The following is a 26,808-nucleotide window of genomic DNA, read 5'->3' on the forward strand; positions in this document are numbered from 1 at the left end:
GCAACGCCCACCAGGTGGAGGCGCTGGTCGCCAACCTGATCTCCGTCAACCGCCGCTACAAGGCACACGCCGGGCTCCGCGTCACGGACGTATGAGGTGATGGGGGACACTGGTCGACGAAGCAGTGTCCCCCGACAGGAGCCCAGCCGCCATGCCCCGCCTCGCTCTCTACGCCCTCATCGTCTGCCTCCTCGCCGTCGCCGCGACCGTCGTGTCCTTCGCCCGGGGCAACTGGTTGCTGGGCGTCGTCTGGATCCTGCTCGTGGGCCTGTCGTCCAACATGACCTGGTACTACGTGCGGCGCGCCCGGGCGCAGAAGGAACTGCGGGCGGCACAGGCCGCCCAGGCGGACCACTCCGCCACGTGCTGACGGCCGGCTCCGGCATCAGCCGCTGACGGCCGGTTCCGTCACGCGCCGACCGAGCAGAGCCCGTTCGTGTCCTGCCAGAAGCGGAACAGCTCCAGGCCGCAGTACGTCTCGGTCTCGTGGATGCCCAGGGCCGACAGGACCGAGTCGACCACGTCGAAGAACACACCGTTCACCGCGGGCAGCCACAGCAGCGCGAACACGAACAGCAGGCCGAACGGCGCGAACGGCTCCACCTGCCGCCAAAACCCGTGCGACAGCCAGGGCTCGAGCACGCCGTAGCCGTCCAGTCCCGGTACCGGCAGGAAGTTCAGGATCGCGGCCGTCACCTGGAGCAGCGCGAGGAACGCCAGCGCGAACCGGAAGTGGACCGGTACGCCGTCCAGTGCGTCCAGCCAGAACGGTGCCGTGCACACCGCCGCGAACAGGACGTTCGTCAGGGGACCCGCCGCCGCGATCAGGCTGTGCCGCCAGCGGCCCCGGATCCGGCCCCGCTCGATGAACACCGCTCCGCCCGGCAGACCGATGCCACCCATGATCACGAACACCACGGGGAGCACGATGCTCAGCAGGGCATGGGTGTACTTCAGCGGGTTCAGCGTGAGGTAGCCCTTCGCGCCGATCGAGATGTCGCCGCTGTGCAGCGCGGTGCGCGCGTGCGCGTACTCGTGCAGGCACAGCGAGACGATCCAGGCGGCGGTCACGAACAGGAACGCGGCGAAGCCGGGCCGGTCCGCGAACCCGGTCCAGGTGGCCCATCCCGTGACCGCGGTGACGGCCAGGATGCCCAGGAACACGGGGCTGACCCTCCGGTCGCTGCGGCGGGTGGCGGCGGTGGTCATGGGGCTCCCTGGACTGCTCGGCGGGCGCACGGCGGCACGCGGGACGGACTGCCCGACCGTACCGGGCGCACCCGGAAAACGTCTCGCGCCGACCACCGGTTCCGGAGAGGGTGGGACGAGGGCGCCCGGACCCCGTCGGCTCCGGCCCGCCACCGCCCCGGCCCCGACCGGGTCGCCGCCCCGACCTGTGATCGCCCCCGCACCACCGGAGACAATGGGCCTCGTGCGTTATCGCGTTCTCGGCACCACACAGGCACTCCGCCCCGACGGCACCACCGTCCCGGTCGGCGGGGCGCGGCTGCGTGCGCTGCTGACCGTGCTCGCGCTGCGGGCGGGCCGTACGGTGCCGGTGCGGCTGCTCGTCGACGAGGTGTGGGACGGAGACCCGCCGGCCGACGCGACGGGGGCGCTGCAAGCACTGGTGGGGCGGCTGCGCCGGGCGCTCGGCGCGGACGCGGTGGCCTCCGAGGACGGCGGCTACCGGCTCACGGCCGCGCCCGACGACATCGACCTGCACCGTTTCGAGCGGCTGGCCACAGAGGGCCTGCGCGCGCTGTCCGACGGGGACCCGGCCAAGGCGGGCGCCGTGCTCGACGACGCCCTCGCCCTGTGGCACGGTCCCGCCCTCGCCGACCTGCCCGACCGCGCCGCCGAGGCGGCCAGGCTCGACACCCGGCGCCTGGACGCCCTGCGCGCCCGGCACGGCGCGGCCCTCGCCCTCGGCCGGGCCGAGCAGGCGCTGCCCGAGTTGACCGCCCTGTGCGACAGCCATCCGCTCGACGAGCCCCTGCAGGCGCTGCGGCTGCGGGCCCTGCGCGACGCGGGCCGCAGCGCCGAGGCGCTGGCCGCTTACGAGGACGTGCGGCGGTTGCTTGCGGACCGCCTCGGTTCCGATCCCGGCGGTGAACTGCGCGCCCTGCACGTCGAGTTGCTGAGCCCGGACAGGCCCGCGCCGCAGCCGCCCTCCGGGTCCCCCCGGCCGCCCGGCAACCTGCGGGCCCGGTTGACCTCCTTCGTCGGCCGGGAGGCCGACATCGAGGCGATCCGCCACGATCTCGCCGCCGCCCGGCTGGTCACCCTGTTCGGGCCGGGCGGGGCCGGCAAGACCAGGCTGTCGCAGGAGGCCGCCGAGGCCGTCCGGCAGCACAGTCCGGACGGGGTGTGGCTGGCCGAACTCGCCCCGGTCGACGACCCCGCCGACGTCCCCGAGGCGGTGGTCACCGCCGTCGGTGCCCGCGAGACCGTGCTGTACGGCGCAGGCGTCGAGAGCATGCGGGCGGCAGGAGCCGACCGCGGTGACGACCCCCTGGACCGGCTCGCCGAACACTGCGGCAGGCGCCGCATGCTGCTCGTCCTGGACAACTGCGAGCACGTCGTGGAGGCCGCCGCCCGGCTGGCCCAGGCACTGCTGGAACGCTGCCCCGGCCTCACCGTGCTCGCCACCAGCCGCGAACCCCTGGGCGTGCCGGGGGAGTTGCTGCGTCCGGTGGAGCCGCTGCCGGAGCCGGTCGCGCTGCGACTGCTCGCCGACCGCGGGGCCGCCGCCCACCCCGGCTTCCGCGTCGACGACGATCCGGAAGCGTGCGCGGAGATCTGCCGCCGGCTCGACGGGCTGCCCCTCGCCATCGAGCTCGCCGCCGCCCGGCTGCGGATGCTGACCCCGCGCCAGATCGCCGACCGCCTCGACGACCGCTTCCGACTGCTCACCTCCGGCAGCCGCACCGCACGGCACCGCCAACAGACCCTGCGGGCCGTCGTCGACTGGTCCTGGGACCTGCTCGACGCGGACGAACGGGACGTGCTGCGGCGGCTGTCCGTCTTCGCCGGCGGCTGCGACCTCGCCGCCGCCGAGGCCGTTTGCGGGCCGGTGGCCCTGGACGCGCTCGGGTCACTCGTGGACAAGTCCCTTGTGGTGGCGGCCCCTTCGGGTGATGCCGGGATGCGCTACCGGCTGCTGGAGACGGTCGCCGAGTACGCGGCCGAACGTCTCGACGAGGCCGGGCAGCGGGCCGGGGCCGAGCGTGCGCATCTGACGTACTACCGCGAACTCGCCCGCACCACGGACCCGTTGCTGCGTGGGCCGAAGCAACTCGGGGCCATCCAGAGGCTGGAGCGTGAGTACGAGAATCTGCGCACCGCGCTGCGGCGCGCCGTCGCCGTGCGCGACGAGCACGAGGCGCTGTGCCTGACGCTGTCGCTGGTCTGGTACTGGCAGATGCGCGACCAACGGATCGAGCTCCGCAACTGGTGCCGTGAGGTCATGGCGCTCGGCCCGGACCCGTTCACCGAACCGGTGCGCCCCGCAGCCGCGTTGTGGCAGCGCTGCACCGACGCCCCGCCGCCGCTGGCCGGTGAGGTGCTCGCCGAGGCCCGGCGCGGCGTGCATCTGGCCCACATGGCCTGCATGGACACGGAGTTGGACGACTGGCAGACCCCGCAGGCACAGCACAGACTGCGCCTCATCGCCGCGGCCTACGAGCCCGGCCTGCCGCAGACCTGCCGCCCGCCCGGCACGTTCTGGGCGTTCGCCCTGATACTGACCGGCGACATGAGCACGCTGCGCACCGCCGCCGACGCCGGTGTACGCACCTGCCGGCAAACGCCCGGCTTCGAGTGGGAGCTGGCCTCCACCCTGCAGACGCGGGCCAACCTCCTCGCCAACCGCAGCGACCAGGCGGGTGACGCGCGGCGCGACGCCGACGAGGCCCTGGAGATCTACCGGCGTCTCGGGGACGCCTGGGGCACCGCCGAGGCGCTCTCCGCGCGCGGAGAGGCACGCGAACGCGGCGGGGAGTACCGGCTCGCCGCCGCGGACTACGAGGCGGCGATCGAGTACGCCGAACGCCTCGGGGCCCGCACCCAGGTGGCGGTGCTCACCACCCGGCTGGGCAGCGCGTTGCTGGAGGCAGGTGACGAAGAGGAAGAGGAACGCGGCGAACGACTGTTGCGCGAGGTCATCGACCTGCCGGGCGACGGGCACAACGAGGCGATGCCCGCCGCCCGGCTCTTCCTGACCGGCTGGCTCGGCATGACCGGCCGGACCGCCGAGGCGCGGGCCCAACTGCGAGCGCTGCGCGAGGAGTTCCGTATCGCGCACTACGTCGTCTTCGACGCGCTCATCCTCGGGGCCGAGGGCTGGCTGGACATCGTCGACGGGCACGACGAACAGGCGCTGGTCACCGTCCGCGCGGCGCTCGCGCGGTCCGGCGATCCGCTGACCGTGGCCATCGCCTCCCACATGCGCGCGGTGTATCTGACCATGGGCGCCACGGTACTGGCCGTGGTGGACGGCGGGCGGCGCGCCCGGGACGCGGCCCGCTGCCTCGGTGCCGCCGACGCCCTGCTGCCCCCCGGCCATGTCGCCGCCCGCATGGAGCGCGAGGTGCGCGTCCTGGCCGAGCGGCGGACCCGGGCGGCCCTCGGCGACCCGGCCTACGAGGCCGCGTACACCGAGGGCACCGCCCTCTCCCCGGAGAAGGCCGCCGCCCTGGTCTGAGCCGACCCGCCGCCCGGCCCGGCGGGCACCCCGCCGGGCCGGGCGGTGCCGGGTGTCAGCTCTTGGTGCGGAACTTGTGGATCGCGATGGGTGCCATCACCGCGGTGATCCCCACCGACCAGGCAAGCGTCATCCACAGGTCGTGCGCGACCGGGCCGCCCACCATCAGCCCGCGCGCGGCGTCCGCCAGTGAGGACAGCGGGTTGTACTCGGTGAAGCTCTGCAGCCAGCCCGGCATCGACCCGGTCGGCGCGAAGATCGACGAACCGAACTGCAGCGGCATCAGCACCAGGAAGCCCATCGCCTGCACCGACTGCGCGTTCTTCATCGTCACGCCCAGCGTGATGAAGATCCACATGAGGGCGGAGCCGAACACCACGGACAGTCCCACGGCGGCGAACAGTCCGGGCCAGCGGGTGATGTCGAAGCCGACCAGGACACCGACGACCAGGAGGATCGTGGTGGCGATCAGCATCCGCAGTATCTCGACCGTGATCTTGGCGAAGAGCACCGAGCCGCGGCCGATGGGCAGCGACCGGAAACGGTCCATGACACCCGTGTTGAAGTCCTGGTTGAAGCCGGTACCCACCCCCATGGCCATGTTCATGCCCATCATGGCCATCAGGCCGGGCACGATGTACTGGACGTACGCCTCCTGCCCGCCGCCCAGCGCCTGCCCGATCGAGCCGCCGAAGACGTACACGAACAGCAGCGTGAAGACGATCGGGAACAGCACGGCGTCGAACATGGACTCCGGGTCCTGCCGGATCCACAGCAGGTTGCGGCGGACCAGCGCGCCGGTGTGGCGCAGATGGGAACGGAGCGGGATACGGCCGTCCGCGCTGATCACGGGAGCCGCTTCGGACCCGTCGGCCGATCCGGGCCCGCCGGTCGTTCCGGGCGCCTCGCCGGAAGTGGTCACGGTCGTCGCGGAGCTCATGCGGCGGCCTCCTCGTGGGTATCGGCGGTCTCGGCGGGCACGGTGTCCTGCGGGGCACCGGCGCGGTGGCCGGTGAGGGACAGGAACACCTCGTCCAGGCTGGGCAGTTCGGTGGTGATGGAGGCGAGGGTGAGGCCGCGCGCGGTGACGGCGCCGACCACCGCGGTCAGCTGCTCGTCGCTGAGGACCGGGACCAGGACGGCACCCCGCTCGGTGTCCACGGCCGCGCTCGCGAGCCCGGTGACGCCCAGGCCGTCGAGAGCGTCGGCGAGCGGGCGCAACTGGAGCGGATCGGCCGGACGGATGCGCAGGGTACGGCCGCCGACCCTGGCCTTCAGCTCCTCGATGCCGCCGCTCGCGATGACCTTGCCGCGGTCCACGACGGTCAGTTCTGAGGCGAGCTGCTCGGCCTCCTCCATGTACTGGGTGGTCAGCAGCACCGTCACCCCGTCCCCGACCAGCCGCTTGACCTCGACCCACACCTCGTTGCGGGTGCGCGGGTCCAGTCCGGTGGTCGGTTCGTCCAGGAACAGCACGGTCGGCCGACCGATCATCGAGGCGGCCAGGTCCAGCCGGCGCCGCATGCCGCCGGAGTAGGTGGCCGCCGGGCGCCGGGCCGCCTCGGCGAGCGAGAACCGCTCCAGCATCCCGTCGGCGCGGGCGCGGGCCTCCTTGCGGGGCAGGTCGAGCAGCCGACCGATCATGTAGAGGTTCTCCCAGCCGGAGAGCTTCTCGTCCACGGAGGCGTACTGCCCGGTCAGCCCGATCACCCGGCGCAGCTGCCGGGGCTGGCGGACCACGTCGTAACCGGAGACGGTGGCTCGGCCGGCGGTCGGGGCGAGCAGGGTGGACAGGATCCGCACGAGGGTCGTCTTGCCCGCCCCGTTCGGTCCGAGCACCCCCATCACGGTGCCCTCGCGGACATCCAGGTCGACACCGTCCAGCGCCTTGGTCTCGCCGTAGTGCTTGACCAGCCCCCGCACGGTGACGGCACTGCCCGCGCCCCCGGAGTCGTTGTCGTTTCGCGTCATGCCCCGAGACTGTCACCCCCCACTGACAAACCCCCGACAGACTTCCGACAGGGACGGGAACTTTGTCGGCGAGGCCGACACCAACAGCCCGTCCGGCGTTTGAGGACGAGGCCGTCCAGGCCGAAGGGGGGTCTGGGGGCGCAGCCCCCAGAAGGACATCAGCCCCCGGTAGGGCGACGGCCCGCCGATGGGGGAAGTCGGCGGGCCGTCGTGGTGCGGCGTTGGCTCAGCGGCAGCGCTCAGCGCTCAGTGGACGGAGTGCTCCTCCTGCGGGAACGTTCCGCCGACGACGTCCTCGGCGAAGGCCTTCGCCGCGCCGCCCATGACCTCCCGCAGGTTCACGTACTGCTTGACGAACTTCGGCACCCGGCCGCCGGTCAGCCCGAGCATGTCGGTCCACACCAGCACCTGCGCGTCGGTCCCGGCTCCCGCGCCGATCCCGACGGTGGGGATGTGCAGGGTCCGGGTCACCTCGGCGGCCAGCTCCGCCGGCACCAGTTCCAGTACGACGGCGAAGGCGCCCGCGTCCTGCACGGACTTGGCGTCCCGCAGCAGCTGCTGCGCGGCCTCCTCGCCGCGCCCCTGGACGCGGTAGCCCATGGCGTTCACGGACTGCGGGGTCAGGCCGATGTGCGCCATCACGGGGATGCCGGACTCGACCAGCAGCTCGATCTGCCGGTGCGAGCGCTCACCGCCCTCCAGCTTGACGGCTCCGACACCGGCCTCCTTCACCAGCCGGGTCGCCGAGCGCAGCGCCTGCACCGGGCCCTCCTGGTACGAGCCGAAGGGCAGGTCGGCGACGATCAGGGCGCGCTGGGTGCCGCGGACCACGGCGGCGGACAGCATGGTCATCTCGTCGAGGGTGACGGGCACGGTGGTCTCGTACCCGAGGTGGCAGTTGCCCGCCGAGTCGCCGACGAGCATGACCGGGATGCCGGCCTCGTCGAAGACGGACGCGGTCGCCGCGTCGTAGGCGGTGAGCATGGGCCACTTCTCGCCGCGTTCCTTGGCGAGGGCGATGTCGCGGACGGTGATACGGCGGGTGCCCTTGCCTCCGTACAGCGCCTTGCTGCCGTCGGAGGGGACTGCCTTGCCAGTCGGGGCAGCCGAAAGCTGCGTCATTGCAACGGCTCCTAACAGGTCATCTCGAGGCGCCCTGACGGCGTCCCCGGATCCCCTCCATGGTGGCATTCCGAGCGGGCCGGTGCCTAGGGGAGGTCTGCGGGTTCCGCCCGGCCGCCGTCCCGGACTCCCGGTCGAACGTGCAAAGCCCCGCGAAAGGCGGCGCAATGCCCCGGCAAGGTCTCGGCAAAGGGTTTCGATACGAGACGGTCTCGTATCGAAATGGTCCTACGGTGGCCGCATGACTTCTCCCACCGCCCCGGCCCGCCGGACACCGGAACACGTGCACCGGCGCCGCTGGGTGATCCTCGGCGTGCTCATCCTGAGCCTGCTGATCGTCGTCCTGGACAACTCGATCCTGAACGTCGCCATCAAGACGATCTCCACGCCCGCTCCCACCGGCCTGGGCGCCACGCAGAGCGAGCTGGAGTGGGCGATCAACGCCTACACGCTCGTCTTCGCGGGCCTGCTGTTCACGGCGGGCCTGCTCGGCGACCGGCTCGGCCGCAAGAAAGTGCTGCTCGGGGGCCTCGCGGTGTTCGGCCTCGGCTCGGCACTCGCCGCGTTCTCCGGCACCCCGGCGGAGCTGATCGGCTTCCGCGCGGTGATGGGACTGGGCGCCGCGTTCGTGATGCCGGCGACGCTGGCCGTGCTGATGAACGTCTTCGAACGCGAGGAGCAGCCGAAGGCCATCGGCATCTGGGCGGGCGGGGTGGGCCTCGCCATCGCGATCGGCCCGGTCACCGGCGGACTGCTCCTGGAGCACTTCTGGTGGGGCTCGGTCTTCCTGGTCAACGTGCCGATCGTGCTGACCGCCCTCGCCCTGATGCTGTGGCTGGTGCCGGACTCCCGCGACCCGGACCCCGGCCGGATCGATCCCGTCGGCGTCTCCCTGTCCGTGGTCGGTCTGGTCCTGCTGGTCTACGGCATCATCAAGGGCGGCCAGCTCGCCGACTTCACCGACACCACCGTGCTGGCGACCATCGGCGCCGGCCTCGCCGTGCTCGCCGCGTTCGTGGTGTTCGAGAAGCGCAGCACGCACCCGTCCATCGACATGGCGTACTTCAGGAACAAGGTCTTCTCGGCCTCGATCGTCGCGATCGCGCTGGTCTTCTTCGCGCTGTTGGGTGTGATGTTCTTCGCGGTGTTCTACACGCAGAGCGTGCGCGGGTACACGCCGCTGGAGACCGGTCTGCTGATGCTGCCGCTGGCCGCCGCACAGATGATCTTCGCGCCGCGGGCCCGGCTGCTGGTGAACCGCTTCGGCAACAGGGCGACCACCACCGGCGGCATGCTGCTCCTCGCGGCGATGCTGGCCGGGTTCTGCCTGCTGGACGGGGACACGCCGATCTGGGTCCTCGAGGTGATCTTCTTCCTGATGGGGGCCGCCATGGCGAACATCATGACGCCGGTCAGCGTCGTGATCATGCAGACGCTGCCGCGGGAGAAGGCGGGTTCGGCCTCCGCGCTCAGCAACACCTTCCGCCAGCTCGGCGGCGCCCTGGGCATCGCCGTCCTCGGTTCGGTGCTGTCCACCGCGTACCGCTCGCACATCGAGGACAAGCTGGTCCTGCTGCCGCCGGGCCTGCGGGAGTCCGCCGGCGAGTCCATCGAGGGCACCCTGGGCGTCGCGGCCAGGCTCGGCCCGCGCGGTGACGCCCTGATCGGACCGGCGAACGACGCGTTCCTGCACGCCATGCACGTCACGGCGCTGGGGGGAGCGGGTGTCGCGGTGATCGGCGCGATCGTCGTCGGGCTGTTCCTGCCGGGCCGGACGCCGGTGCCCGAAGGGGACGAGAAGGAGGAGGAGTTGGTGTCGACGAGGGACTGACGGCCGAAGGGGCGGTGGGTCGGCCCGCCGGACAGCGGGGAGAATCGTCCCGGTCGATCGCCCCCGGCCCCACGGAAAGGACGCAGCGACGTGAGCCTCACCGACACCGACACCGGTGCAGACGCCGATCCCCGGCCGGACGGGCCCGCGCGGGGCCGCCCCCGCAGCGAGGCGGTGGAACGCGCCATCATCGAGGGCGCGATGAAGCTCCTGGAGGACGGGGTGCCCCTCGCGGAGCTGTCCATCGAACGGATCGCCCGCACCGCCGGCGTCGGCAAGGCCACCATCTACCGCCGCTGGAGCGGCAAGGAGGAACTCTTCGTCGACGTCCTGCGGGCAGCCGAACCGGTCGACCCCGAACTTCCCGGCACCTCCATGCGCGACGACCTCGTCGTCCTGCTGGAGTCCCTGCGCCGGCGCGGCCTCGCCAGCAGGGCCTCGGTGATCCTGCACAACGTGCACACCCAGATGAAGAGCAGCCCGAAGATCTGGGCCGCCTACCACAACACCGTCATCCTGCCGCGCCGCCGGCTCGGCCTGGAGGTGCTGCGCCGCGGCCGGGAGAACGGTGAACTCCGCGCCGACGTCGACCTCGAACTGCTGAACGACATCGTCATCGGCCCCCTGCTCGTCCGCACCCTCCTGCGCCCCGACGCCGGACTGCCGGACGGCCTCGCCGAACAGGTCGTCGACACGCTGCTCCAGGGCCTGCGCCCCCTCAACAAGGCTTGACCGCCCACCCCGGCCCGCCGCTCCGAGCTGTCCCGGCCCGTCACCACGGCTGTCACGGCCGGCACACCCCGCGCGGCCGTCTCGATGTGCGCGTTCCGTCACAGAGGGCGCTTTCCATGATCCCGCCCGGAACTCCCGGAGCGGTCCCGCTCGTCCTCGCCTCCGTAGGGCCGTCGACGGGCGGCGGGAAAGGCGCCGATCATCCCCTAGGGTCTTGCACGCGGGGGCGACGGTGTGCACGGCAAGGTGTGAGGCGACGGTATGGCGCAGCAGGCGTACGTGACGGAGAGGGACAACGGCGGCTCGGGGCCCGAGCGTCGGACCTCCGGGCTTCGGCGCCTGTGGGACCGCATGACCCGGGGCTGGCGCGGGGACCGCCGCATCTGGCGCCGGGGCGTGGTGCTGGCCGTGTTCGCGGTCCTGCTCGCGCTGGTCATGCTGGCCCGCGCCCACATCCCCAACGTGGTCGGCAACCTGGGCAGTCTGATCGAGACGTTCCTGCCCTGGCTGGGGCTGGCCGTCCCGGTCATCCTCCTGCTGGCCCTGGTCCGCAGATCCGCCACCGCCCTGGTCGCGGTGGTGCTGCCCGCGGTCGTCTGGCTGAACCTCTTCGGCGGTCTGCTCATCGACCGGACCGGCCCCGGCGGCGACCTCACGGTGGCCACGCACAACGTCAACGCCGAGAACCCGGACCCGTCCGGCACCGCCCGCGATGTCGCCGCCTCGGGGGCGGACGTCCTGGCCCTCGAGGAGTTGAAGGCGTCCGCGGTTCCGACGTACGAGAGGGCGCTGGCGCCGACGTACAAGTACCACGCGGTGGTCGGCACGGTCGGGCTGTGGAGCAAGTACCCGCTGAGCGACGTGGCGGCCGTCGACATCCGTCTGGGCTGGGAGCGCGCGATGCGGGCCACGGTGACGGCGCCCGAGGCGCAGGTCGCGGTGTACGTCGCCCATCTCCCCTCGGTGCGCGTGAAGTTGGAGGCCGGCTTCACCGCACGTCAGCGTGACAAGAGCGCCGACGCCCTGGGCTCCGCCATCGCCCGGGAGCCGCTGGAGAACGTCGTCCTGCTCGGCGACCTGAACGGCACGATGAACGACCGCGCCCTGAACGCCGTCACCTCCCAGATGCGTTCCACCCAGGGGGCGGCGGGCAGCGGGTTCGGCTTCAGCTGGCCGGCGGCGTTCCCGATGGCGCGGATCGACCAGATCATGGTCAAGGGCGCGGAGCCGGAGAGCTCGTGGTCGCTCCCGAGGACGGCGAGCGACCACCTGCCGATCGCGGCCCGCGTGAAGCTCGCCACACCGGACGACTGAAACCCCAGGTCAACTCCGTCCGTACGGCTGTCGGCAACCTGCGCGTCGATCACCGGAACACCGAACCTGAGAGGCTTTGTTCCGCACATGAACATATGAGCGTGCGGAACAGCGCGGAACCAGCCTCGAAAGGTCCCCTCATGCCCCTGGCCCTGCTCGCCCTCGCCGTGGGCGCCTTCGGCATCGGTACCACCGAGTTCGTGATCATGGGGTTGCTCCCGGACGTCGCGGACGACCTGGACATCTCCATCCCGAGCGCCGGCCACCTGGTCTCCGCCTACGCCCTCGGTGTGGTCGTCGGCGCCCCGCTGCTCGCCGCCGCGACGGCGAGGATCTCCCGGCGCACGGTGCTGATCGCCCTGATGGTCCTCTTCGTCGCGGGCAACGCGCTCTCGGCGTTCGCTCCCGACCACACCTGGCTGCTGGCCGCGCGCTTCCTCAGCGGCCTCCCGCACGGTGCCTTCTTCGGCGTGGGAGCGGTGGTCGCCGCCGACATGGTGACCCCCGACCGCAAGGCCCGCTCGGTCTCCCTGATGTTCCTGGGCCTGACGACGGCCAACGTGGTGGGTGTCCCCGCGGCCACCTTCATGGGCCAGCACCTCGGCTGGCGGGTGACCTTCCTCGGCGTCAGCGCGATCGGCCTGGCCGCCATAGCCGCCCTGGCCCTGCTGATCCCGGCGGACCACACCCCGGCCGCCCCCACGGCCGGTCTGCGCGGCGAACTGGCCACCCTGCGCTCCCTGCCCGTCTGGCTGGCGCTCGGCACCACGGTGGCGGGCTTCGGCGGGCTCTTCGCGGCGTACAGCTACATCACGCCGATGCTGACGGACTCCGCCGGTTACGCCGAAGCGAGCGTGACGCTGCTGCTCGCCCTGTTCGGCGTCGGAGCGACGGCCGGCAACCTGCTGGGCGGCCGGCTGGCCGACCACTCCCTGCGCGCCACCCTCTTCGGCGGCCTGGCCGCGCTGACGGCGGTCCTGGCGCTCTTCCCCCTCCTGATGCGCACCGAGGCGGGCGCGGCCGTGGCCGTGACCCTCCTGGGCACGGCCGCCTTCGCCACCGGCTCCCCGCTCCAGCTGATGGTCATGGAGAAGGCGGCGGCGGCTCCCTCCCTGGCCTCGTCCGCCAACCAGGCGGCCTTCAACCTGGGCAACGCCGGAGGCGCCTGGGTCGGCGGCCTGACCCTCGCGGCAGGCTTCGGGACGACGTCCCCGGCCCTCGCGGGCGCCCTGCTGGCACTCCTCGGCATCGGCGTGGCCGCGGTGGCCCACACGGTGGACCGCAGGACGTCGCCCACCGCGGTCCCGTCCCCGAACCGGGACCGCGTCGTCACCGGCCACGTGCCCCGGCAGGCGCGGTCCCCGGTTCCCCAGCAGGCGCAGGCCCCGGCCGCTACTCCCGCCAGCCGCTCGTGATCGGCAGCCGGCGGTCCTTGCCGAACCCCTTCGGGGAGATCTTCGTCCCCGGCGGGTACTGCCGCCGCTTGTACTCGGCCCGGTCGACCATCCGCAGCGTCTTCTTCACCAGCTCCGCGTCGAACCCGCCCGCGACGATCTCGTCCGCCCCGCGGTCCCGGTCGACGTACAGCTCGAGGATCGCGTCGAGCACCGGGTAGTCCGGCAGCGAGTCCGTGTCGACCTGTCCCGGCCGCAGCTCGGCGCTCGGGGGCTTCGTGATCGAGTTCTCCGGGATCGGCGGCGTCTGCCCCCGCTCCCGCGCCGAGCGGTTCCGCCACTCGGCGAGCCGGAACACCGACGTCTTGTACACGTCCTTGATGGGCCCGTACGCCCCCACCGAGTCCCCGTACAGCGTCGAGTAACCGACGGCCAGCTCCGACTTGTTGCCCGGCGCCAGCACGATGTGGCCCTCCTGGTTGGAGATCGCCATGAGCGTCGTCCCGCGCAACCTGGACTGCAGGTTCTCCTCCGCCAGCCCGGACAGCCCCAGCGCCCCCATGTACGCGTCGAACATCGGCTCGATGGAGACCGTCCGGTAGTTCAGCCCGGTCCGCCGCGCCAGCTCCGCCGCGTCGTCCCTGGAGTGATCGGAGGAGTACGTGGACGGCATCGAGACGCCGTACACGTGCTCCGGACCCACCGCGTCGCAGGCGATCGCGGCGACGAGCGCCGAGTCGATGCCCCCGGACAGCCCGATCAGTACGGACTCGAACCCGTTCTTCCGGACGTACGCCCGAAGCCCCGTGACCAGCGCGGAGTACACCTCTTCGTCGTCGTCGAGCGGCTTCGCGTGCGTCCCCCTCCGCTCCGCCGGGTAGGCGGGCAGCGGTGCCCCGGACAGGACGACGCGGTCGATCCGCAGTCCGTCGTCGACGACCTCGCCGGCGGCGGGCGCGTCGGCGGCGGCCGCCGGCAGCTCGAGGTCCAGCACCACGCACTCCTCGGTGAACTGCGGCGCGCGCGCCACGACCTCGCCGTCCCGGTCGACGACGATCGAGTCCCCGTCGAAGACGAGGTCGTCCTGCCCGCCGGTCATCGCGAGGTAGGCCGTCGTACACCCCGCCTCCTGGGCCCGCTTGCGCACGAGCTCGAGCCGGGTGTCGTCCTTGTTCCGCTCGTAGGGCGAGGCGTTGACCGACAGGAGCAGCCCGGCCCGCGCCGACCGGGCGGCCGGCACCCGTCCGCCGTCCTGCCACAGGTCCTCACAGATGGCGAAGGCGATGTCCACGCCGTGCAGCCGCAGCACGGGCAGGGTCTCGCCGGGCACGAAGTACCGGAACTCGTCGAAGACGCCGTAGTTGGGCAGGTGGTGCTTGGCGAAGCCCAGCACGACGTCACCGCCGTACAGCACGGCCGCCGCGTTGCGCGGCGCACCGGCGGGCTGGCCGTACTTCGGCTGGGCGGTGGCGCTGCGGTCGAGGTAGCCGACGAGGACGGGCAGTTCCCCGAACCCCTCGTCGGCGAGCCGCGCGGCGAGGGAGCGCAGGGCCGCACGGGAGGCCGCCACGAAGGACGACCTCAGGGCGAGGTCCTCGACGGGGTACCCGGTCAGCGCCATCTCCGGGAACGCCACGAGGTGGGCCCCCTGTTCGGCGGAGTGCCGGGTCCAGCGGACGATCGCTTCGGCGTTGCCGGCGAGGTCGCCGACGCGCGAGTCGATCTGATTCAGGGCGAGACGTAGTTGAGGCACGCGGGCCAGTGTAATCGTCAAACCGACGCGATGGGGTGGGAGGCCGTGCGGGGGTGGCTGGTGGACCCTGCCCGAAAACTCCACAAGAGCTTCCGACGGATAATTTGAACGCCGGATGCGCATTGCCTACCCTGCCCGGCATGAGGCTGCTGCGCTCCACCGACCTCGCCCTGCGGGTCCTGATGCGCCTCGTCGTGGCAGGCGACTCCAACCCGACGACGCGTGACGTCGCGGCGGCCGTCGACGTGCCGTACACCCACGCCGCCAAGGTCGTCGCCGAACTCCAGCACATGGAACTGCTCACGGCCCGCCGCGGCCGGGGCGGCGGCCTCGCCCTCACGGAGCGGGGCCGCACCGCCTCGGTGGGCGCCGTGGTCCGCGCCTTCGAGGGGGAGGACGACGTCGTCGACTGCGAGGGCACCTCGGCCCTCGCGCCGTGCCCGCTCCGTTCCGCCTGCCGCCTGCGGGGCGCGCTGCGGCGGGCCCAGGAGGCGTTCTTCGCCTCGCTGGACCCGCTCACGGTGGCGGACCTCGCCACGGATCCCACGGGCCCGCTCCTGCTGGAGATCTCCCGGGCGCCTTAGCCCTGCTTGGCCAGCCACAGGTCCGGTCCGAACACCTCGTAGTGGATGTCGGCCGGGGCGACGCCCTTGCCGATCAGCTGCTCCCGCACCGTCCGCATGAACGGCAGCGGACCGCACAGGTACGCGCGCGTGCCCGGCGCCACCGGCACGTCCGCGAGGTCGACGTAGCCGGTGGAGGTGCCGGCCGGGGCGTCCCGCTCGTACCAGAGGTGCACGGTGGAGTCCGCCAGCTTGGCCGCGTACCCCTCGTGGTCGGCGCGCAGGGCGTGGTCGGCGGGGGAGCGGTCGCCGTGCACGACGGTGACCGAAGCCTGGTGCCCGCCGTCGGCGAGGTGGGCCAGCATCGCGGTCATCGGGGTGACCCCGATCCCCGCCGAGGCCAGCAGGAGGGGTGTGCCGGGCTCGGCGTCGAGGACGAGATCCCCGTACGCCTCGGACAGCTCCAGGACGTCACCGACCCGCACCCGTGCGTGGAGGTGGCCGGAGACCTCGCCCTCGGGCGTTCCGTCCTCGTCGTGCACGCGCTTGACGCTGAACTGCCGCTCGTCCGGGCCGGGCGCCCCCGAGAGGCTGTACTGGCGGATCTGCCGGGCGCCGTCGTCGAGGGCGACGCGGACGGAGACGTACTGGCCCGGACGGAAGTCCCGCACCGGGCCCCCGTCGACCGGGCGCAGCCGGAAGGAGACGACGTCGGCGGTCTCGGTGACCCGCTCGACGACCTCCCACTCCCGCCAGCTCGGCCCGCCCTGCTCCTCGTAGAGCCGCTTCTCGAGGGCGACGAGGGCGTTCGCCATCAGCCAGTAGACCTCCTCCCAGGCGGCCGCGACCTCGGGGGTGACGGCCTCGCCCAGGACCTCCACGATGGCGGCGAACAGGTGCTCGTGGACGATGGCGTACTGGTCCGGGGTGATGCCGAGCGAGGCGTGCTTGTGCGCGATGCGCCGGAGCATCGCGTCGGGCCGGTCGTCGGGGTGCTCCAGCAGATGCGTGGCGAAGGCCGCGATGGAACCGGCGAGGGCTTCGCGCTGGGTGCCCGCGGCCTGGTTGCCGCGGTTGAACAGGTCGCGCAGCAGCTCGGGGCGGGCGGCGAACATCCCGGCGTAGAAGCGCTCGGTGATCTCGCCGAGGGCCGCCCCGACGGCGGGGAGCGTGGCTCGGACGGTGACGGCGGACTGCTCGGACAGCATCAGGTCTCCTCGTTCTCGACTGCCTGCATCACTCATTAAAACTTGCATCAGAAATACCAATTAAGGGGGGTGGGGTTGAGCCGACCGAGGGAGCCTGCGGAAAGACGACGCGCCGGAGAGGCCGCCGCCGACGGCGCGCCGACGGCGTGCCGGAGCGGCGCCCGCCGTTCCGCACACCGGCCCGAACGGGCAAGATGGACAGCGGGCGCGATGAACCACGGGGCCGTCGGACGATCATGGTCGGCAACACGCGTGAAACCCGGATGTGGTGGGATGGCCCGACTGCCCGACCGCAGCCCGAGGAGGCCATCCGTCGCGGCAAGGGAAAGGCGGTCCGACCGGCGATGATGGGGAAGCGGAAGATGGACAAGCAGCAGGAGTTCGTGCTCCGGACGTTGGAGGAGCGCGACATCCGTTTCGTACGGCTGTGGTTCACGGACGTGCTGGGCTTCCTGAAGTCCGTGGCCGTGGCCCCGGCCGAGCTGGAGCAGGCCTTCGACGAGGGCATCGGCTTCGACGGCTCGGCGATCGAGGGCTTCGCCCGGGTGTACGAGTCCGACATGATCGCCAAGCCGGACCCGTCGACGTTCCAGATCCTGCCCTGGCGTGCCGAGGCCCCCGGCACGGCCCGCATGTTCTGCGACATCCTCATGCCGGACGGCTCCCCGTCCTTCGCCGACCCGCGCTACGTCCTCAAGCGCGCCCTGGCCCGCACCTCCGACATGGGCTTCACCTTCTACACCCACCCCGAGATCGAGTTCTTCCTGCTGAAGGACAAGCCGCTCGACGGAAGCCGCCCGACCCCCGCCGACAACTCCGGCTACTTCGACCACACACCGCAGAACGTCGGCCAGGACTTCCGCCGCCAGGCCATCACGATGCTGGAGTCGATGGGCATCTCGGTGGAGTTCTCCCACCACGAGGGCGCCCCCGGCCAGCAGGAGATCGACCTCCGCTACGCGGACGCGCTGTCCACGGCCGACAACATCATGACGTTCCGCCTGGTCATGAAGCAGGTGGCGCTGGAACAGGGCGTGCAGGCCACGTTCATGCCGAAGCCGTTCTCGGAGTACCCGGGCAGCGGCATGCACACCCACCTCTCCCTCTTCGAGGGCGACCGCAACGCCTTCTACGAGTCGGGTGCGGAGTACCAACTCTCCAAGATCGGCCGCTCCTTCATCGCGGGCCTGCTGAAGCACGCGGCGGAGGTCTCCGCCGTCACCAACCAGTGGGTCAACTCCTACAAGCGCATCTGGGGCGGCTCCGAGCGCACCGCCGGCGCCGGCGGCGAGGCCCCCTCGTACATCTGCTGGGGCCACAACAACCGCTCGGCCCTGGTGCGCGTCCCCATGTACAAGCCCGGCAAGACCGGCTCGGCCCGCGTCGAGGTCCGCTCGATCGACTCCGGCGCCAACCCGTACCTGACCTACGCGCTCCTCCTGGCCGCCGGCCTGAAGGGCGTGGAGGAGGGCTATGAACTCCCGCCCGGCGCCGAGGACGACGTCTGGGCCCTCTCCGACGCCGAACGCCGCGCCCTCGGCATCGAACCCCTCCCGCAGAACCTCGGCGAGTCCCTCGCCCTGATGCAACGCAGCGACCTGGTCGCCGAGACCCTCGGCGAACACGTCTTCGACTTCTTCCTGCGCAACAAGAAGCAGGAGTGGGAGGAGTACCGCTCCGAGGTCACGGCGTTCGAACTGCGCAAGAACCTGCCCGTGTTGTAGAGGCAGGTCAGAGCAGGTTTCCCTCTGATTCAGTGGACGGGGCCGCCGGTCACGGACCGTCGGCCCCGTGGCGTCTCACGGGTCCTGGGCCGTCTCTGGGCCGTCTGGCGCCGGATCGGTGCCCTCGTACAGGCCGTCCACGGCCTTCCGGGCCCGTGCGTCGCTGCTCGGCATGAGGTGCGTGTAGACCCTGAGCGTGAACCCCGGATCGTTGTGTCCGAGGTAGTTGCTCAGCGCCTTGACGTTCTCGCCGGCGTCCAGGAGGACCGAGGCGTAGAAGTGCCTGAGGGCGTGCATGCCATGTTCGCGGGCAGCCTGGTGACGCTCTCCCGGTTTCGGCGCGGGGATCACCCCCGCGGCCACGAGGGCAGGCTTCCACACGCGGTCGTTGAAGTCGGTACGCCGAACCGCACCCGCGCCGTCGAGGCGGGTGAACAGCAGCCGCTTCGTGACAGGCGGACCGTCCACCCGGAGCCACGGCAGGGTGATCTCTACCGGGGTGAATGCCTCCATATGCTGTTTGAGGACGTGCGCCACACGGTCCGGCAAGGGGACGTCGCGGATCTTGTTCCGCTTCGGTGGGGCGAACATGAGACCGTCTTTCGTCACCTTCACCTGGTTCGCGATGTTCAGCCATCCGGAGTCGAAGCCAATTGCATCGACGGGCAACCCGAAGATTTCTCCTTGGCGGAGTCCGCATCCGCCTCCGAGGTCGACCGTCGCGCGGTATCGCTCCGGCAGCGCCGCTCGTACAGCGAAGACGCGCTCTGCGCTCCACGGCACAACGCGGCCACTTCCCGCAGCAGGCGGACGCACGGATTGCGCGTGGCACGGGTTCTTCGACAGGTGACCGTCGTCCACCGCCGCGTTGAGGACCGTCGAAACGTTGTTGTAGATCACGCGCCGGTACGACGATGCCGGGACAGCCCGTTCCAGTTTGCTAAGCCAATCCCGGATGTGTTCCGGCTTGAACGAGCCGAGCGGACGCGGTCCCAGGTAGGGGATGGCATGACCGCGAATCGCGGACTGCACTGACTCCCGCGTGGTCATGTCGGTGGTTTGCGTGTTCAGCCACGTCTCGGCGTACTGCCGGAACGTCACTCGGCTCGCGGCCGGGTCCAGGTACTGCCCCCGAGACATGTCCGCCTCAATGTGGGCGAGCCATTGCTCGGCCAGTCGCTTCTGTCGGTCGGGGAATGACTTGCTCTTCTCGGTTCCGTCCGGGCCGATGTAGCGGGCACGGTAGCGCATCCCGGTGCCGTAGCGGTCCGTGCGCGCGCGGCGGGGCTTGCCGGCGGCGTCTGATTCGGTCTTGTACCACCGGTCTTGGATGTGGCCTGCCATCAGGCAGCGGTCCTCTCGACATGCGGCAGGGAGAGCCGCATGGGCGGCTCTCCCTGCTGTGTGGTGGGTGTTCTGTTAGGCGGCGGTTTCGGCGTGCTTGCGCTGGTCGACGTAGGCCCGTACGTCGGCGGGGTCGTAGCGAAGGTGCTTGCCGATGCGGAAGCCGGGCGGGCCGGTGCGTTTCTTGCGCCACTGATAGACGGTCTCCAGGGGCACCTCGAACATCTCGGCGATGTCGTCGGGGGTGAGGTACCGGTCGGGGAGGCCGCCTCGGAGAGTGGCGCGGGGGTCGGGGGCTGTCGGCTGTGCCATAGGGACTCCAAGAGGGGAGGGCATGGCCGCGTCTGTCCGAGGTTCGGATTTCTGCGTCACCGCGTCACCTGCGTCATCCACGCTGTCTGACCTGCGCGTTTTGGATGACGCAGCGCGCTGGGGGTGCGTCACTGGTGACGCAGGCTGTCCGTCACGGGTGACGCAGGTGACGCGGCGTGACGCAGAGGGCGGCCGTCTGCGTCACGGTCGTATGCGCAGGTCACCCGGCGTTTTCCGGACCTCTGTGACGCAGGTGACGCAGCATTTCCCACTTAGGAAAAAGAGAGGGGGTGTCTGTGGTGATGCCGTGCGCCTCACAGCGTGAAGAAGGAGCCGCTGCGCGGCGCGTCCTGCGCAGGGCGGCGCCGCCGCCGAACAGCAAGAGGAGCACGCCCGGCCGGTGGTGCTCCTCTTGCTTGTGCGGTCGGGGGCGGTTCCGGTCAGAACGCCTGCTGTTCGGGCGGGGGCGGAGCGGGCGAGCGGGTCATTTCGAGGTAGCGGCCCTCCCTGGTGCGGCCCGAGTCGATGAGGACGCCCCTCGCGGCCAGGGTCGGCTGGAGGCGCTTGAGCCGGTCGGAGAGCACCTTGCCGGTGGTCGGCCAACCCTTGGGCAGGGGGCGGAAGTCCTCGCCGGTGTAGAGGCGGGTGAGGCAGTGCAGCCACTCCGTGGAGGTCATCCGCTGCTCCGCGCCCGGTTCGATCTCTGCGGCGTGCCGCAGGACGGTCTGCGCCAACAGGTCGCCTTCGATCACGTCGTCGTTCAGGTCGTCCAGGCTGGCCCGGTAGGCGGCGAGCGCCCCGAGCCCAGTGGCCGCGTCGAGCTGCGCGCACAGGTGCGCGAAGTCCGCCATCCGCAGGTCGGTCGGGGTCTCCGCCTCGACCGCGCGGACCTTGACCGTGAGGTCCAGGAGCGACCCGAGGACGATGGGCAGCACCTCCGCGTACTCCGCCCACAACTCCGCCTCGGTGCGCCGCACCCGGGGCCGCTCCAAGCGCAGCGGCAGGAGGCGTTCGGCGAGGTCGGGGCGGATGACGCCCACGTCGATGCCGGTCAGCAGCAGCGGGCGGCGGTAGCGGGCGCGGAACACGTCCCCGTCGGTGAACAGGGCGCGCTTGACGTTCTCGGCTCCGGTGACGATGCAGCACATCGCGTCGGACAGGTCCGGGGTCATGTGGGAGAGGTTGTCCAGGGCGGTCACCCAGCCCGCCGCCACCGCCGCGATCAGGTTCTCCTCGTCCTTCGGGGCCCGGCGCAGGTCGCCGGTCATGCCCTCGATGATCCGCACCAGCATCCGGCCGCCGGTGGACTTGCCGGCGCCCTGCGGGCCGGTGAGGAACGGCGCGGGGACGGGCACGGACGGCCCGAGGCAGCCGATCAGCCAGGCGAGGGCCAGGCACTCGGTCTCCGCGGTGGCGAAGTTGCACAGCCGCAGCAGCAGATCGATGCCCTTGCCGTCGGTGTCCTTCGCCGGCAGGGGCAGTTCGCCGGTGAGCTGGGTGCGCCGCCAGCACACCTCCCGCGGGTCGGGGATGGCGATGTCCCAGCCGGTGGGGTGGATACGGACCGACTGTCCGTCGGTCCGGCCGAGGTCCAGCCAGGTCGCCCCGTCGAATCCGGGGGCGACGCGGATGTGGACGGGCTGCACGTCCTCGGTCAGCGCGAGGGCTTCGATCAGGTCCAGCGCCTCCTTGAGCGCGGTGCCGTTGAACACGCCCAGTCCGTCGCGGAAGAGGCCGACCATGAGTTCCTGGCGGTGGCTGCCCGTGGTGCCCTGGGAGCGGATTGGGCGGGCCACCGGGTGGCCGTTCTTCTGCGCGTACACGGTGCCGTCGGCGGTGCGGAAGTACCGGAAGTGCGCCTGTGCGTAGTCGGTGATGATCTCGCGGGCCGGGGTCTTCTCGTCGTCGGACATGGTCACAGCCCCAACCGGGTGCGGGCGTTGGTCCACGCGTCGGTGCAGTGCCGCAGCGTTTCGCCCTTGGCCTGCGCGGCGGTGAACAGCCGGGCGACGTGGGCGTCGGTGAGGCAGCCGCACCGGCCGTGCGTGGACAGCACGGCCAGGAAGGTGCGGTAGACGGTGGCGTGGACCGCACTGGAGGCGGCGGTGATGCGCTGCTCGGCCATGGCGATGCCCCGGTCCAGGTAGGCGGGCGTGCGATGGAGGCACTGCCCGTTCCCGGGCGGTGCGGGCACGGCGACCGCGTGCGGCGCCGGTCGGACTGTCGGGGGTTCCTTCACGGCGAGCGCGCGGACGGTGTCCGGCAGGGCGGTCATCGCGCCGGTGCCGGGCCCGAGGTAGCGGGCGTAGGACATGGCCGACTTGATGTCAACGCCGGGACGCACGGCGTTGCGTGACGTCATGGCGCCCCGGTAGATCCAGTGCTCACCGCGTGTCGTCTCCACGGCCCGGGTGGCAGGCAGATTCTTGCGGGCCCATGCGACGGCCGCTGCGTCGTCCAGGTCGACGACGGTCAGGCCGGCGCCGCCGGGGTGGTAGGCGATGGCGGCGGCCCGTCGCCATGCGGTCGTCCAGGCCGGGGAGGCGAGGACGGCGGGGTCGGTGGTGGCGGCGGCCCACGCGTGGCAGACACCGGGGCACCGGCACGGGCCCGCGCTTTTCATGTTCGGCCGGCCGCCGCACGCGTTGTCCGCGCAGGTGCGGCAGTTGCCGAACGGCACTTTCCCCACGCGCAGGGGCAGCACCGGCACGTCGGTCGCGGCCAGCGTCAGCGCGGTTCGTAGGGGTTCGGGCAGCCGCGGCCGTGGGCTGGGCACTCGTCGGATGGTGGTGGGTTGGGTCATGCTGGGAGACCTCCAACAGGTCTGTTGCGGACTGGTTGGCAAGGGCGGCCCCGGTTCTTTGGCGAGATGCGGGGGCCGCCCTTTTCCCTGCGCTGGAAAAGTGGGGCGCAGGGTGTCGGTGGGGGCGGTTAAGGTCGCGGCATGACGACGACCGTTGATCTTGTGTCGCCTCTGGTGACGACGCGCGATGCCATCGCGGCGGCCTACGGCTGTGGCACGTTCCAGGGCATCGAGCCGGCCGACGAAGCAGGCAAGGTGTTCGTGTACTCCGACCCGTCCGCGGGCGAGGAGTACGGCTACACCTTCGACGGCCGCGCGGAGGACGACGAGTTCGGACCGCTGTACCTGTACACCGGAGCCGGCGCCAAGGGAGACCAGAAGCCGTCCGGCCGCAACGGGTCCCTGCTGAGCGCTGCCGAGAAGAACCGCGAGATCCATCTGTTCGTCGCGCACGGCAAGGTGCCCGGCAGCGGAGCGATGCGGCAGCGCTACATCGGCCAGATGGTGCTGGACCCCATCAAGCCGTACGAGGTGCGGCGCGGGCCCGGCAAGGACAACGTGATGCGCAACGTGCTGGTCTTCCGCTTCCGGCCGGCCGAAGGAACGACCCCGGCATGGACGGAGGCAGACCGTCTGCCGGCCGCCACGCACACGGAAATCGAGATCACGGAACCCGTGGTCACGGTGCCGGCCCCGGCGGTGCTGCCGCAGCAGAGCGGCGCGAAGGTCAAGAAGACCGAGCACCACAGCACCGCGGAAACGGTCGCGGACATCTCAGCCGGGCAGCGCAAGGTGCTGCGCCGCGAGGGCGAGTTGGTCGAGGAATTCAAGGCCCATCTGGCCGCGGCGGGGCACAAGACCCACACCTTCCAGATCACCATCAAGGGCGAACCCGGGGCCCTCACCCCTGACCTGTACGACGCCACAGATCACGCACTGTATGAGGCCAAGGGCATGACGACCCGGAGCAACATCCGTATGGCCATCGGGCAGCTGGCCGACTACCGCCGCCACATTCCTAACGGGGCGAGTTTGCGTGTCGCGGTGCTGCTGCCCAGCGAGCCCAGCGATGACCTGAAGGATCTCCTTGGCGAGGAGTACGTGGAGCTGGTCTACCAGACTGAAGATGGCTTCGTTGGCTGGCCGCTGGCCTACAACAAGCCTTAACCGTGGAAGTGGTTGCGCTTGAACGTGGCCTTGCGGATGTTCACCGTGGTCCCGCCGCGGTGGCCGCTCGGACCGAGGATCTGTACGGCGATCCAGCCGCCGAAGATGACGGCGGCCAGGATGATGAGCTGGGTGACGAACGCGGTGAGCGCGGCGATGAACGAGGTGAGCAGGAGCAGCCCGCCGCACACCGCGAGGAACCCGACACCCCCGAGGGCGACGTTCACGGCCGTCCGCGAGACGGCCGGCTTCACCGTGACCGGCGCGGGCTGCGCCGGGGCGACGGCGTAGCCGGTGACGACGCGGCCGTCGGGCAGGACGATGCTCGCCACCGCCGGCACGGTGCCCGGCTGCCCCGGCACGACCGGCGCCGACACGGGGACGGCGGGCGGGAGCGGGGTGGGCTGGTGGACTTCCACGGCCCGTTCGACGGGCACGCCGTGGGTGTGGTCGGGGTACATGCGGAATCCCTTCCGAACGTTGGTCAGGGAGGCAGAGGCACCCCCTTGGGGGGTGCCGTGTGGAGGGGGGTTCGGAGGTCTGACCTGCGGGCCTCCCTGACTCCCTGAACGATCATTTGTGCTGGTCAGGGGCAGGGAGGCGGGGCAGGGAGGCGGTCAGGGAGTTCTCCCTGCCTCCCTGACCCGTCAGGGGCCGGTTCCCTGCCGTCAGTCGGCGGAAGCGGAACCCTCGGTGTCGCGGTGGGCGAGGGCGCGGGCGACGCGGTCGCGGGCGACGACCATGCGGCCGTCGGACTTGTACGGTTCGGCGCCGGCGTCCTCCAGCACGCGCTTGAGGTCGCCGGGCGTCCACCGCCCGTAGGCGTCCTCGTTGAGCGCGGAGAGCCGCTTGAGGACGTCGGCGGTCAGGACGCGGGAGGCGGTGCCGAGGACGGCGGCGATGTCGGCGAGCGGATCGCGCTCCGCGTCCCGCTCGATCACGTGCAGGGTGGTCACGCCGTCCCGCAGCCGCTTGGCGCGCTCGGCGATCGCGGTCGCGGTGTCGGTCTCGATGTAGTGCGTGCGTACCGTGAGGGACGCCTGGCCGGCCGGGATGGCGATGCCGTCCGAGGCGACCACCACGGTGCCCTTGTCCAGCCCCGGGCGCAGCAGGTTCGGTGCGGCCCCGCCGTCGACGGCCTTGTCCCCCAGCGCCATGCGGGCCTGCGACTCGGTGCCCAGGGCGAGGGAGGCGCGGGTGTGGGCGCCCTCGCGGACCAGCTTGGGCAGGTTCTGGTCGGTGGGGTCCTGGGTGCCCTGCCACAGCAGCACGTTGACCGCCCGGCCCTGGTTGTGGATCTTCCGCGCGGCCATGAAGTAGCGGCTGGTGGCCTTGGAGCCGCCGTAGGGGTGCTTGTCGGCGTCGAGCAGCGGGCACATGAACGCCACCTGCGCCTCGTCGACCAGCAGGATCAGCGGCGGAAACGTCGTGCCGGGCGGCGCGGTCAGGCGGCGTTCCATCTCCGTCACGCCGCCTTCGAGCATCTCGGTCGCCTCGATCACGTGGTCATCGGTCGGGCCCTGGATCAGGACGGTGGCGAGCCCGTCGTACATGGCCCAGTCGCCGGCGCCCTTGAGGTCCGCGATGCGGAACTCCACCGAGCGGTCGAGGGCGAGCCACAGGGCGAGCGCGCGCAGCGCGGCCGTCTTGCCCTGGTTCGACAGCCCCGTGATCAGAAGGTGGCGCTGGTACAGGCTCAGCGCGGCAGCATCGCCACGCAGGTCCTGCCCCCACGGGGCGCGGCCCTTGGCGTAGTCGGCGGTCAGCGACTCATCGACCGCCAGCGGGGACGGGCCGATCGGCTCATCCAGCGCGCCGGAGTCGGCCACCCACAGCCGCACCGTGCGGGCGGCGGTGGGGATGGTGATGAACACCTCGTGTTCGTGCCGGGTCAGGTTCTCGGCGAGCTTGCGCCGCTTGTTCTGCACCTCCACGGTGGACACCCCGGAGGGCAGGGTGACGTCGACCTCCACCCCGCATCCGGCGATGGTGATCGGTCCGAGCATGCTCGCGCCGGCGTCGCCCATCTCCTTGATGGCGCGGGCCAGCGCGGGCACCCCGAGGTCGCGCAGGGCCTTGACCACGATGGACGGCGTGATCGGCTCGCCCTCACCCGACCGGACATTCGCCGGCAGGGCCCAGGCGGGGGCGGCGTGCTGCTTGCGGCCAACCGACCACAGGGCGAGCAGGGCCAGGAACGGGCCGATCGTAAGCGCCGGACCCCACACGACCTGCACGATCCGGATCAGCAGCGCGATGAAGTCGACGGTCGCCGACAGCGGGGTGATGACGTCGCCGGCCTGCCCGGTGTTGAGGGCCATCACGACGCCGAGGGCGACCAGCACGCCGACGCTCATCCCGGCACCCACGGCCACGCCCTTGGCCGCGTCGATGGGGGAGTGGAGCAGGTCCATGCGGCGGTGGTGGCGGGCGGCGCGGAAGCGCTGCAACCGCTCCTCCCACTCCTCGGCCGCCTCCAGGTTCCCCGCGGCTTCCGCCGCCCGGATCATCCGCTCATAGCGGGACCCGGTGCGGCCGTCCCAGGCACGGCGGGCCACGATCCGGCCGCCGTTGAGGGTGTAGAGGCTGTGCCGCGCCACGGCGCGAACGGTCGCCCGGGTCGTCTCGTGCGTGACGGCCGTCTTCACCGCGCGTCCGGAGCGCACCCACAGCGGCACGGGCGCCGCCGGGGCGGGGTCCGGTACGACCGTGAGCACGGTCGGGGTGGTGTCCGGGGTCGGGGGGTCGGTGGGCTTGTGGAGGTGGACGACGTTCTCCGTCATGCTGGGAGAGCTCCTGACTGCCCCCAGCGGGGGCGGGAGTAAGGGGAGTGAGCCGGGGTGGCCGGGTCCGTGGAAAGAGCGG

General features: G+C 71.6%; 21 protein-coding genes and 1 pseudogene. 10 read left to right on the forward strand and 12 right to left on the reverse strand.

The window, feature by feature from the left end; all coding sequences use genetic code 11:
- Together AB0I73_RS17520 and AB0I73_RS17525 are read left to right on the forward strand one after the other, a co-directional pair.
- Nucleotides 1-95 (forward strand): annotated as a pseudogene (locus AB0I73_RS17520) (NADPH-dependent F420 reductase); the annotation flags it as partial.
- Nucleotides 96-151: 56 nt separating this feature from the next.
- Nucleotides 152-370 (forward strand): hypothetical protein, encoded by a 219-nt coding sequence (locus AB0I73_RS17525; protein WP_363038246.1) that lies wholly within the window; start codon nt 152-154, stop codon nt 368-370.
- Between the two features lie 38 nt (nt 371-408).
- On the opposite strand, the gene AB0I73_RS17530 is transcribed toward AB0I73_RS17525, so the two are convergent.
- A complete protein-coding gene (locus tag AB0I73_RS17530; protein ID WP_363038249.1) occupies nt 409-1,209 on the reverse strand; it encodes a site-2 protease family protein in 801 nt (266 codons plus the stop codon).
- 214 nt (nt 1,210-1,423) lie between these two features.
- On the opposite strand from AB0I73_RS17530, the gene AB0I73_RS17535 reads away from it, so the two are divergent.
- Nucleotides 1,424-4,705 carry a BTAD domain-containing putative transcriptional regulator gene (locus AB0I73_RS17535; RefSeq protein WP_363038251.1) on the forward strand — a complete coding sequence of 1,094 codons (3,282 nt, stop codon included), beginning with the start codon at nt 1,424-1,426 and terminating at the stop codon, nt 4,703-4,705.
- Between the two features lie 55 nt (nt 4,706-4,760).
- Here the strand turns inward: AB0I73_RS17535 and AB0I73_RS17540 are convergent, their stop codons facing one another.
- The 3 genes from AB0I73_RS17540 to panB form a co-directional block, all read right to left on the reverse strand.
- Nucleotides 4,761-5,645 (reverse strand): ABC transporter permease, encoded by an 885-nt coding sequence (locus tag AB0I73_RS17540; protein WP_363038252.1) that lies wholly within the window; start codon nt 5,643-5,645, stop codon nt 4,761-4,763.
- A complete protein-coding gene (locus tag AB0I73_RS17545) occupies nt 5,642-6,676 on the reverse strand; it encodes an ATP-binding cassette domain-containing protein (protein ID WP_363038254.1) in 1,035 nt (344 codons plus the stop codon). Before AB0I73_RS17545 ends, AB0I73_RS17540 begins: the two co-directional genes overlap by 4 nt.
- A 246-nt stretch (nt 6,677-6,922) precedes the next feature.
- Nucleotides 6,923-7,798 (reverse strand): 3-methyl-2-oxobutanoate hydroxymethyltransferase, encoded by an 876-nt coding sequence (gene panB / locus AB0I73_RS17550; RefSeq protein WP_363038256.1) that lies wholly within the window; start codon nt 7,796-7,798, stop codon nt 6,923-6,925.
- A 241-nt stretch (nt 7,799-8,039) separates the two neighbouring features.
- Here panB and AB0I73_RS17555 point away from each other — a divergent pair, with 241 nt between their 5' ends.
- The 4 genes from AB0I73_RS17555 (at nt 8,040) to AB0I73_RS17570 (ending at nt 13,090) form a co-directional block, all read left to right on the forward strand.
- Nucleotides 8,040-9,629, forward strand: a complete 1,590-nt coding sequence (locus AB0I73_RS17555) for a DHA2 family efflux MFS transporter permease subunit (protein ID WP_363038258.1) — start codon at nt 8,040-8,042, stop codon at nt 9,627-9,629.
- 90 nt (nt 9,630-9,719) lie between these two features.
- The gene (locus AB0I73_RS17560; protein WP_363038260.1) at nt 9,720-10,361 is read left to right on the forward strand and encodes a TetR/AcrR family transcriptional regulator; all 642 of its coding nucleotides are present in this window, start codon (nt 9,720-9,722) and stop codon (nt 10,359-10,361) included.
- Between the two features lie 261 nt (nt 10,362-10,622).
- The gene (locus AB0I73_RS17565) at nt 10,623-11,675 is read left to right on the forward strand and encodes an endonuclease/exonuclease/phosphatase family protein (protein WP_363038261.1); all 1,053 of its coding nucleotides are present in this window, start codon (nt 10,623-10,625) and stop codon (nt 11,673-11,675) included.
- Nucleotides 11,676-11,815: 140 nt separating this feature from the next.
- Nucleotides 11,816-13,090: an MFS transporter gene (locus tag AB0I73_RS17570; protein ID WP_363038263.1), complete on the forward strand. Its 1,275-nt coding sequence runs from the start codon at nt 11,816-11,818 to the stop codon at nt 13,088-13,090.
- Here the strand turns inward: AB0I73_RS17570 and AB0I73_RS17575 are convergent.
- Nucleotides 13,068-14,822, reverse strand: a complete 1,755-nt coding sequence (locus AB0I73_RS17575) for an NAD+ synthase (protein ID WP_363038265.1) — start codon at nt 14,820-14,822, stop codon at nt 13,068-13,070. The two genes, AB0I73_RS17570 and AB0I73_RS17575, sit on opposite strands and share 23 nt — an antisense overlap.
- A 140-nt stretch (nt 14,823-14,962) precedes the next feature.
- Between AB0I73_RS17575 and AB0I73_RS17580 the strand changes: the two genes are divergently transcribed.
- Nucleotides 14,963-15,406: an Rrf2 family transcriptional regulator gene (locus AB0I73_RS17580; RefSeq protein ID WP_109381809.1), complete on the forward strand. Its 444-nt coding sequence runs from the start codon at nt 14,963-14,965 to the stop codon at nt 15,404-15,406.
- Here AB0I73_RS17580 and AB0I73_RS17585 read toward each other — a convergent pair.
- Nucleotides 15,403-16,593 carry a globin domain-containing protein gene (locus tag AB0I73_RS17585; RefSeq protein ID WP_363038268.1) on the reverse strand — a complete coding sequence of 397 codons (1,191 nt, stop codon included), beginning with the start codon at nt 16,591-16,593 and terminating at the stop codon, nt 15,403-15,405. The genes AB0I73_RS17580 and AB0I73_RS17585 overlap by 4 nt on opposite strands.
- 362 nt (nt 16,594-16,955) lie before the next feature.
- Here AB0I73_RS17585 and AB0I73_RS17590 point away from each other — a divergent pair, with 362 nt between their 5' ends.
- On the forward strand, nt 16,956-18,317 hold the full coding sequence (locus AB0I73_RS17590) for a glutamine synthetase family protein (protein ID WP_363038269.1): 1,362 nt from the start codon (nt 16,956-16,958) through the stop codon (nt 18,315-18,317).
- 75 nt (nt 18,318-18,392) lie between these two features.
- On the opposite strand, the gene AB0I73_RS17595 is transcribed toward AB0I73_RS17590, so the two are convergent.
- The 4 genes from AB0I73_RS17595 to AB0I73_RS17610 all read right to left on the reverse strand — a co-directional run bounded on the left by AB0I73_RS17595 (nt 18,393) and on the right by AB0I73_RS17610 (nt 22,776).
- Nucleotides 18,393-19,661 carry a site-specific integrase gene (locus AB0I73_RS17595; RefSeq protein ID WP_363038271.1) on the reverse strand — a complete coding sequence of 423 codons (1,269 nt, stop codon included), beginning with the start codon at nt 19,659-19,661 and terminating at the stop codon, nt 18,393-18,395.
- A gap of 75 nt (nt 19,662-19,736) precedes the next feature.
- The gene (locus AB0I73_RS17600) at nt 19,737-19,973 is read right to left on the reverse strand and encodes a helix-turn-helix domain-containing protein (protein ID WP_363038272.1); all 237 of its coding nucleotides are present in this window, start codon (nt 19,971-19,973) and stop codon (nt 19,737-19,739) included.
- 440 nt (nt 19,974-20,413) lie between these two features.
- Nucleotides 20,414-21,886 (reverse strand): ATP-binding protein, encoded by a 1,473-nt coding sequence (locus AB0I73_RS17605; RefSeq protein ID WP_363038274.1) that lies wholly within the window; start codon nt 21,884-21,886, stop codon nt 20,414-20,416.
- Between the two features lie 2 nt (nt 21,887-21,888).
- Nucleotides 21,889-22,776: a bifunctional DNA primase/polymerase gene (locus AB0I73_RS17610; RefSeq protein WP_363038276.1), complete on the reverse strand. Its 888-nt coding sequence runs from the start codon at nt 22,774-22,776 to the stop codon at nt 21,889-21,891.
- 141 nt (nt 22,777-22,917) lie between these two features.
- Here AB0I73_RS17610 and AB0I73_RS17615 point away from each other — a divergent pair, with 141 nt between their 5' ends.
- Nucleotides 22,918-23,943, forward strand: a complete 1,026-nt coding sequence (locus tag AB0I73_RS17615; RefSeq protein WP_363038278.1) for a hypothetical protein — start codon at nt 22,918-22,920, stop codon at nt 23,941-23,943.
- Here the strand turns inward: AB0I73_RS17615 and AB0I73_RS17620 are convergent.
- Nucleotides 23,940-24,404: a hypothetical protein gene (locus AB0I73_RS17620; RefSeq protein ID WP_363038280.1), complete on the reverse strand. Its 465-nt coding sequence runs from the start codon at nt 24,402-24,404 to the stop codon at nt 23,940-23,942. The two genes, AB0I73_RS17615 and AB0I73_RS17620, sit on opposite strands and share 4 nt — an antisense overlap.
- A gap of 207 nt (nt 24,405-24,611) precedes the next feature.
- Nucleotides 24,612-26,726: an ATP-binding protein gene (locus AB0I73_RS17625; RefSeq protein WP_363038282.1), complete on the reverse strand. Its 2,115-nt coding sequence runs from the start codon at nt 26,724-26,726 to the stop codon at nt 24,612-24,614.
- Between the last annotated feature and the right edge of the window lie 82 nt (nt 26,727-26,808).

The sequence above is a fragment of the Streptomyces sp. NPDC050388 genome (genome assembly GCF_040655635.1).
In the GTDB taxonomy this organism is placed as follows: Bacteria; Actinomycetota; Actinomycetes; order Streptomycetales; family Streptomycetaceae; genus Streptomyces.

Bases quoted from the DNA above. Each gene is read 5' to 3' on its own strand.
- AB0I73_RS17525 (WP_363038246.1), top strand. From the start codon at position 152: ATGCCCCGCCTCGCTCTCTACGCCCTCATCGTCTGCCTCCTCGCCGTC.
- AB0I73_RS17530 (WP_363038249.1), bottom strand. From the start codon at position 1,209: ATGACCACCGCCGCCACCCGCCGCAGCGACCGGAGGGTCAGCCCCGTG.
- AB0I73_RS17535 (WP_363038251.1), top strand. From the start codon at position 1,424: ATGGGCCTCGTGCGTTATCGCGTTCTCGGCACCACACAGGCACTCCGC.
- AB0I73_RS17540 (WP_363038252.1), bottom strand. From the start codon at position 5,645: ATGAGCTCCGCGACGACCGTGACCACTTCCGGCGAGGCGCCCGGAACG.
- AB0I73_RS17545 (WP_363038254.1), bottom strand. From the start codon at position 6,676: ATGACGCGAAACGACAACGACTCCGGGGGCGCGGGCAGTGCCGTCACC.
- panB (WP_363038256.1), bottom strand. From the start codon at position 7,798: ATGACGCAGCTTTCGGCTGCCCCGACTGGCAAGGCAGTCCCCTCCGAC.
- AB0I73_RS17555 (WP_363038258.1), top strand. From the start codon at position 8,040: ATGACTTCTCCCACCGCCCCGGCCCGCCGGACACCGGAACACGTGCAC.
- AB0I73_RS17565 (WP_363038261.1), top strand. From the start codon at position 10,623: ATGGCGCAGCAGGCGTACGTGACGGAGAGGGACAACGGCGGCTCGGGG.
- AB0I73_RS17570 (WP_363038263.1), top strand. From the start codon at position 11,816: ATGCCCCTGGCCCTGCTCGCCCTCGCCGTGGGCGCCTTCGGCATCGGT.
- AB0I73_RS17580 (WP_109381809.1), top strand. From the start codon at position 14,963: ATGAGGCTGCTGCGCTCCACCGACCTCGCCCTGCGGGTCCTGATGCGC.
- AB0I73_RS17585 (WP_363038268.1), bottom strand. From the start codon at position 16,593: ATGCTGTCCGAGCAGTCCGCCGTCACCGTCCGAGCCACGCTCCCCGCC.
- AB0I73_RS17590 (WP_363038269.1), top strand. From the start codon at position 16,956: ATGGACAAGCAGCAGGAGTTCGTGCTCCGGACGTTGGAGGAGCGCGAC.
- AB0I73_RS17595 (WP_363038271.1), bottom strand. From the start codon at position 19,661: ATGGCAGGCCACATCCAAGACCGGTGGTACAAGACCGAATCAGACGCC.
- AB0I73_RS17600 (WP_363038272.1), bottom strand. From the start codon at position 19,973: ATGGCACAGCCGACAGCCCCCGACCCCCGCGCCACTCTCCGAGGCGGC.
- AB0I73_RS17605 (WP_363038274.1), bottom strand. From the start codon at position 21,886: ATGTCCGACGACGAGAAGACCCCGGCCCGCGAGATCATCACCGACTAC.
- AB0I73_RS17610 (WP_363038276.1), bottom strand. From the start codon at position 22,776: ATGACCCAACCCACCACCATCCGACGAGTGCCCAGCCCACGGCCGCGG.
- AB0I73_RS17615 (WP_363038278.1), top strand. From the start codon at position 22,918: ATGACGACGACCGTTGATCTTGTGTCGCCTCTGGTGACGACGCGCGAT.
- AB0I73_RS17620 (WP_363038280.1), bottom strand. From the start codon at position 24,404: ATGTACCCCGACCACACCCACGGCGTGCCCGTCGAACGGGCCGTGGAA.
- AB0I73_RS17625 (WP_363038282.1), bottom strand. From the start codon at position 26,726: ATGACGGAGAACGTCGTCCACCTCCACAAGCCCACCGACCCCCCGACC.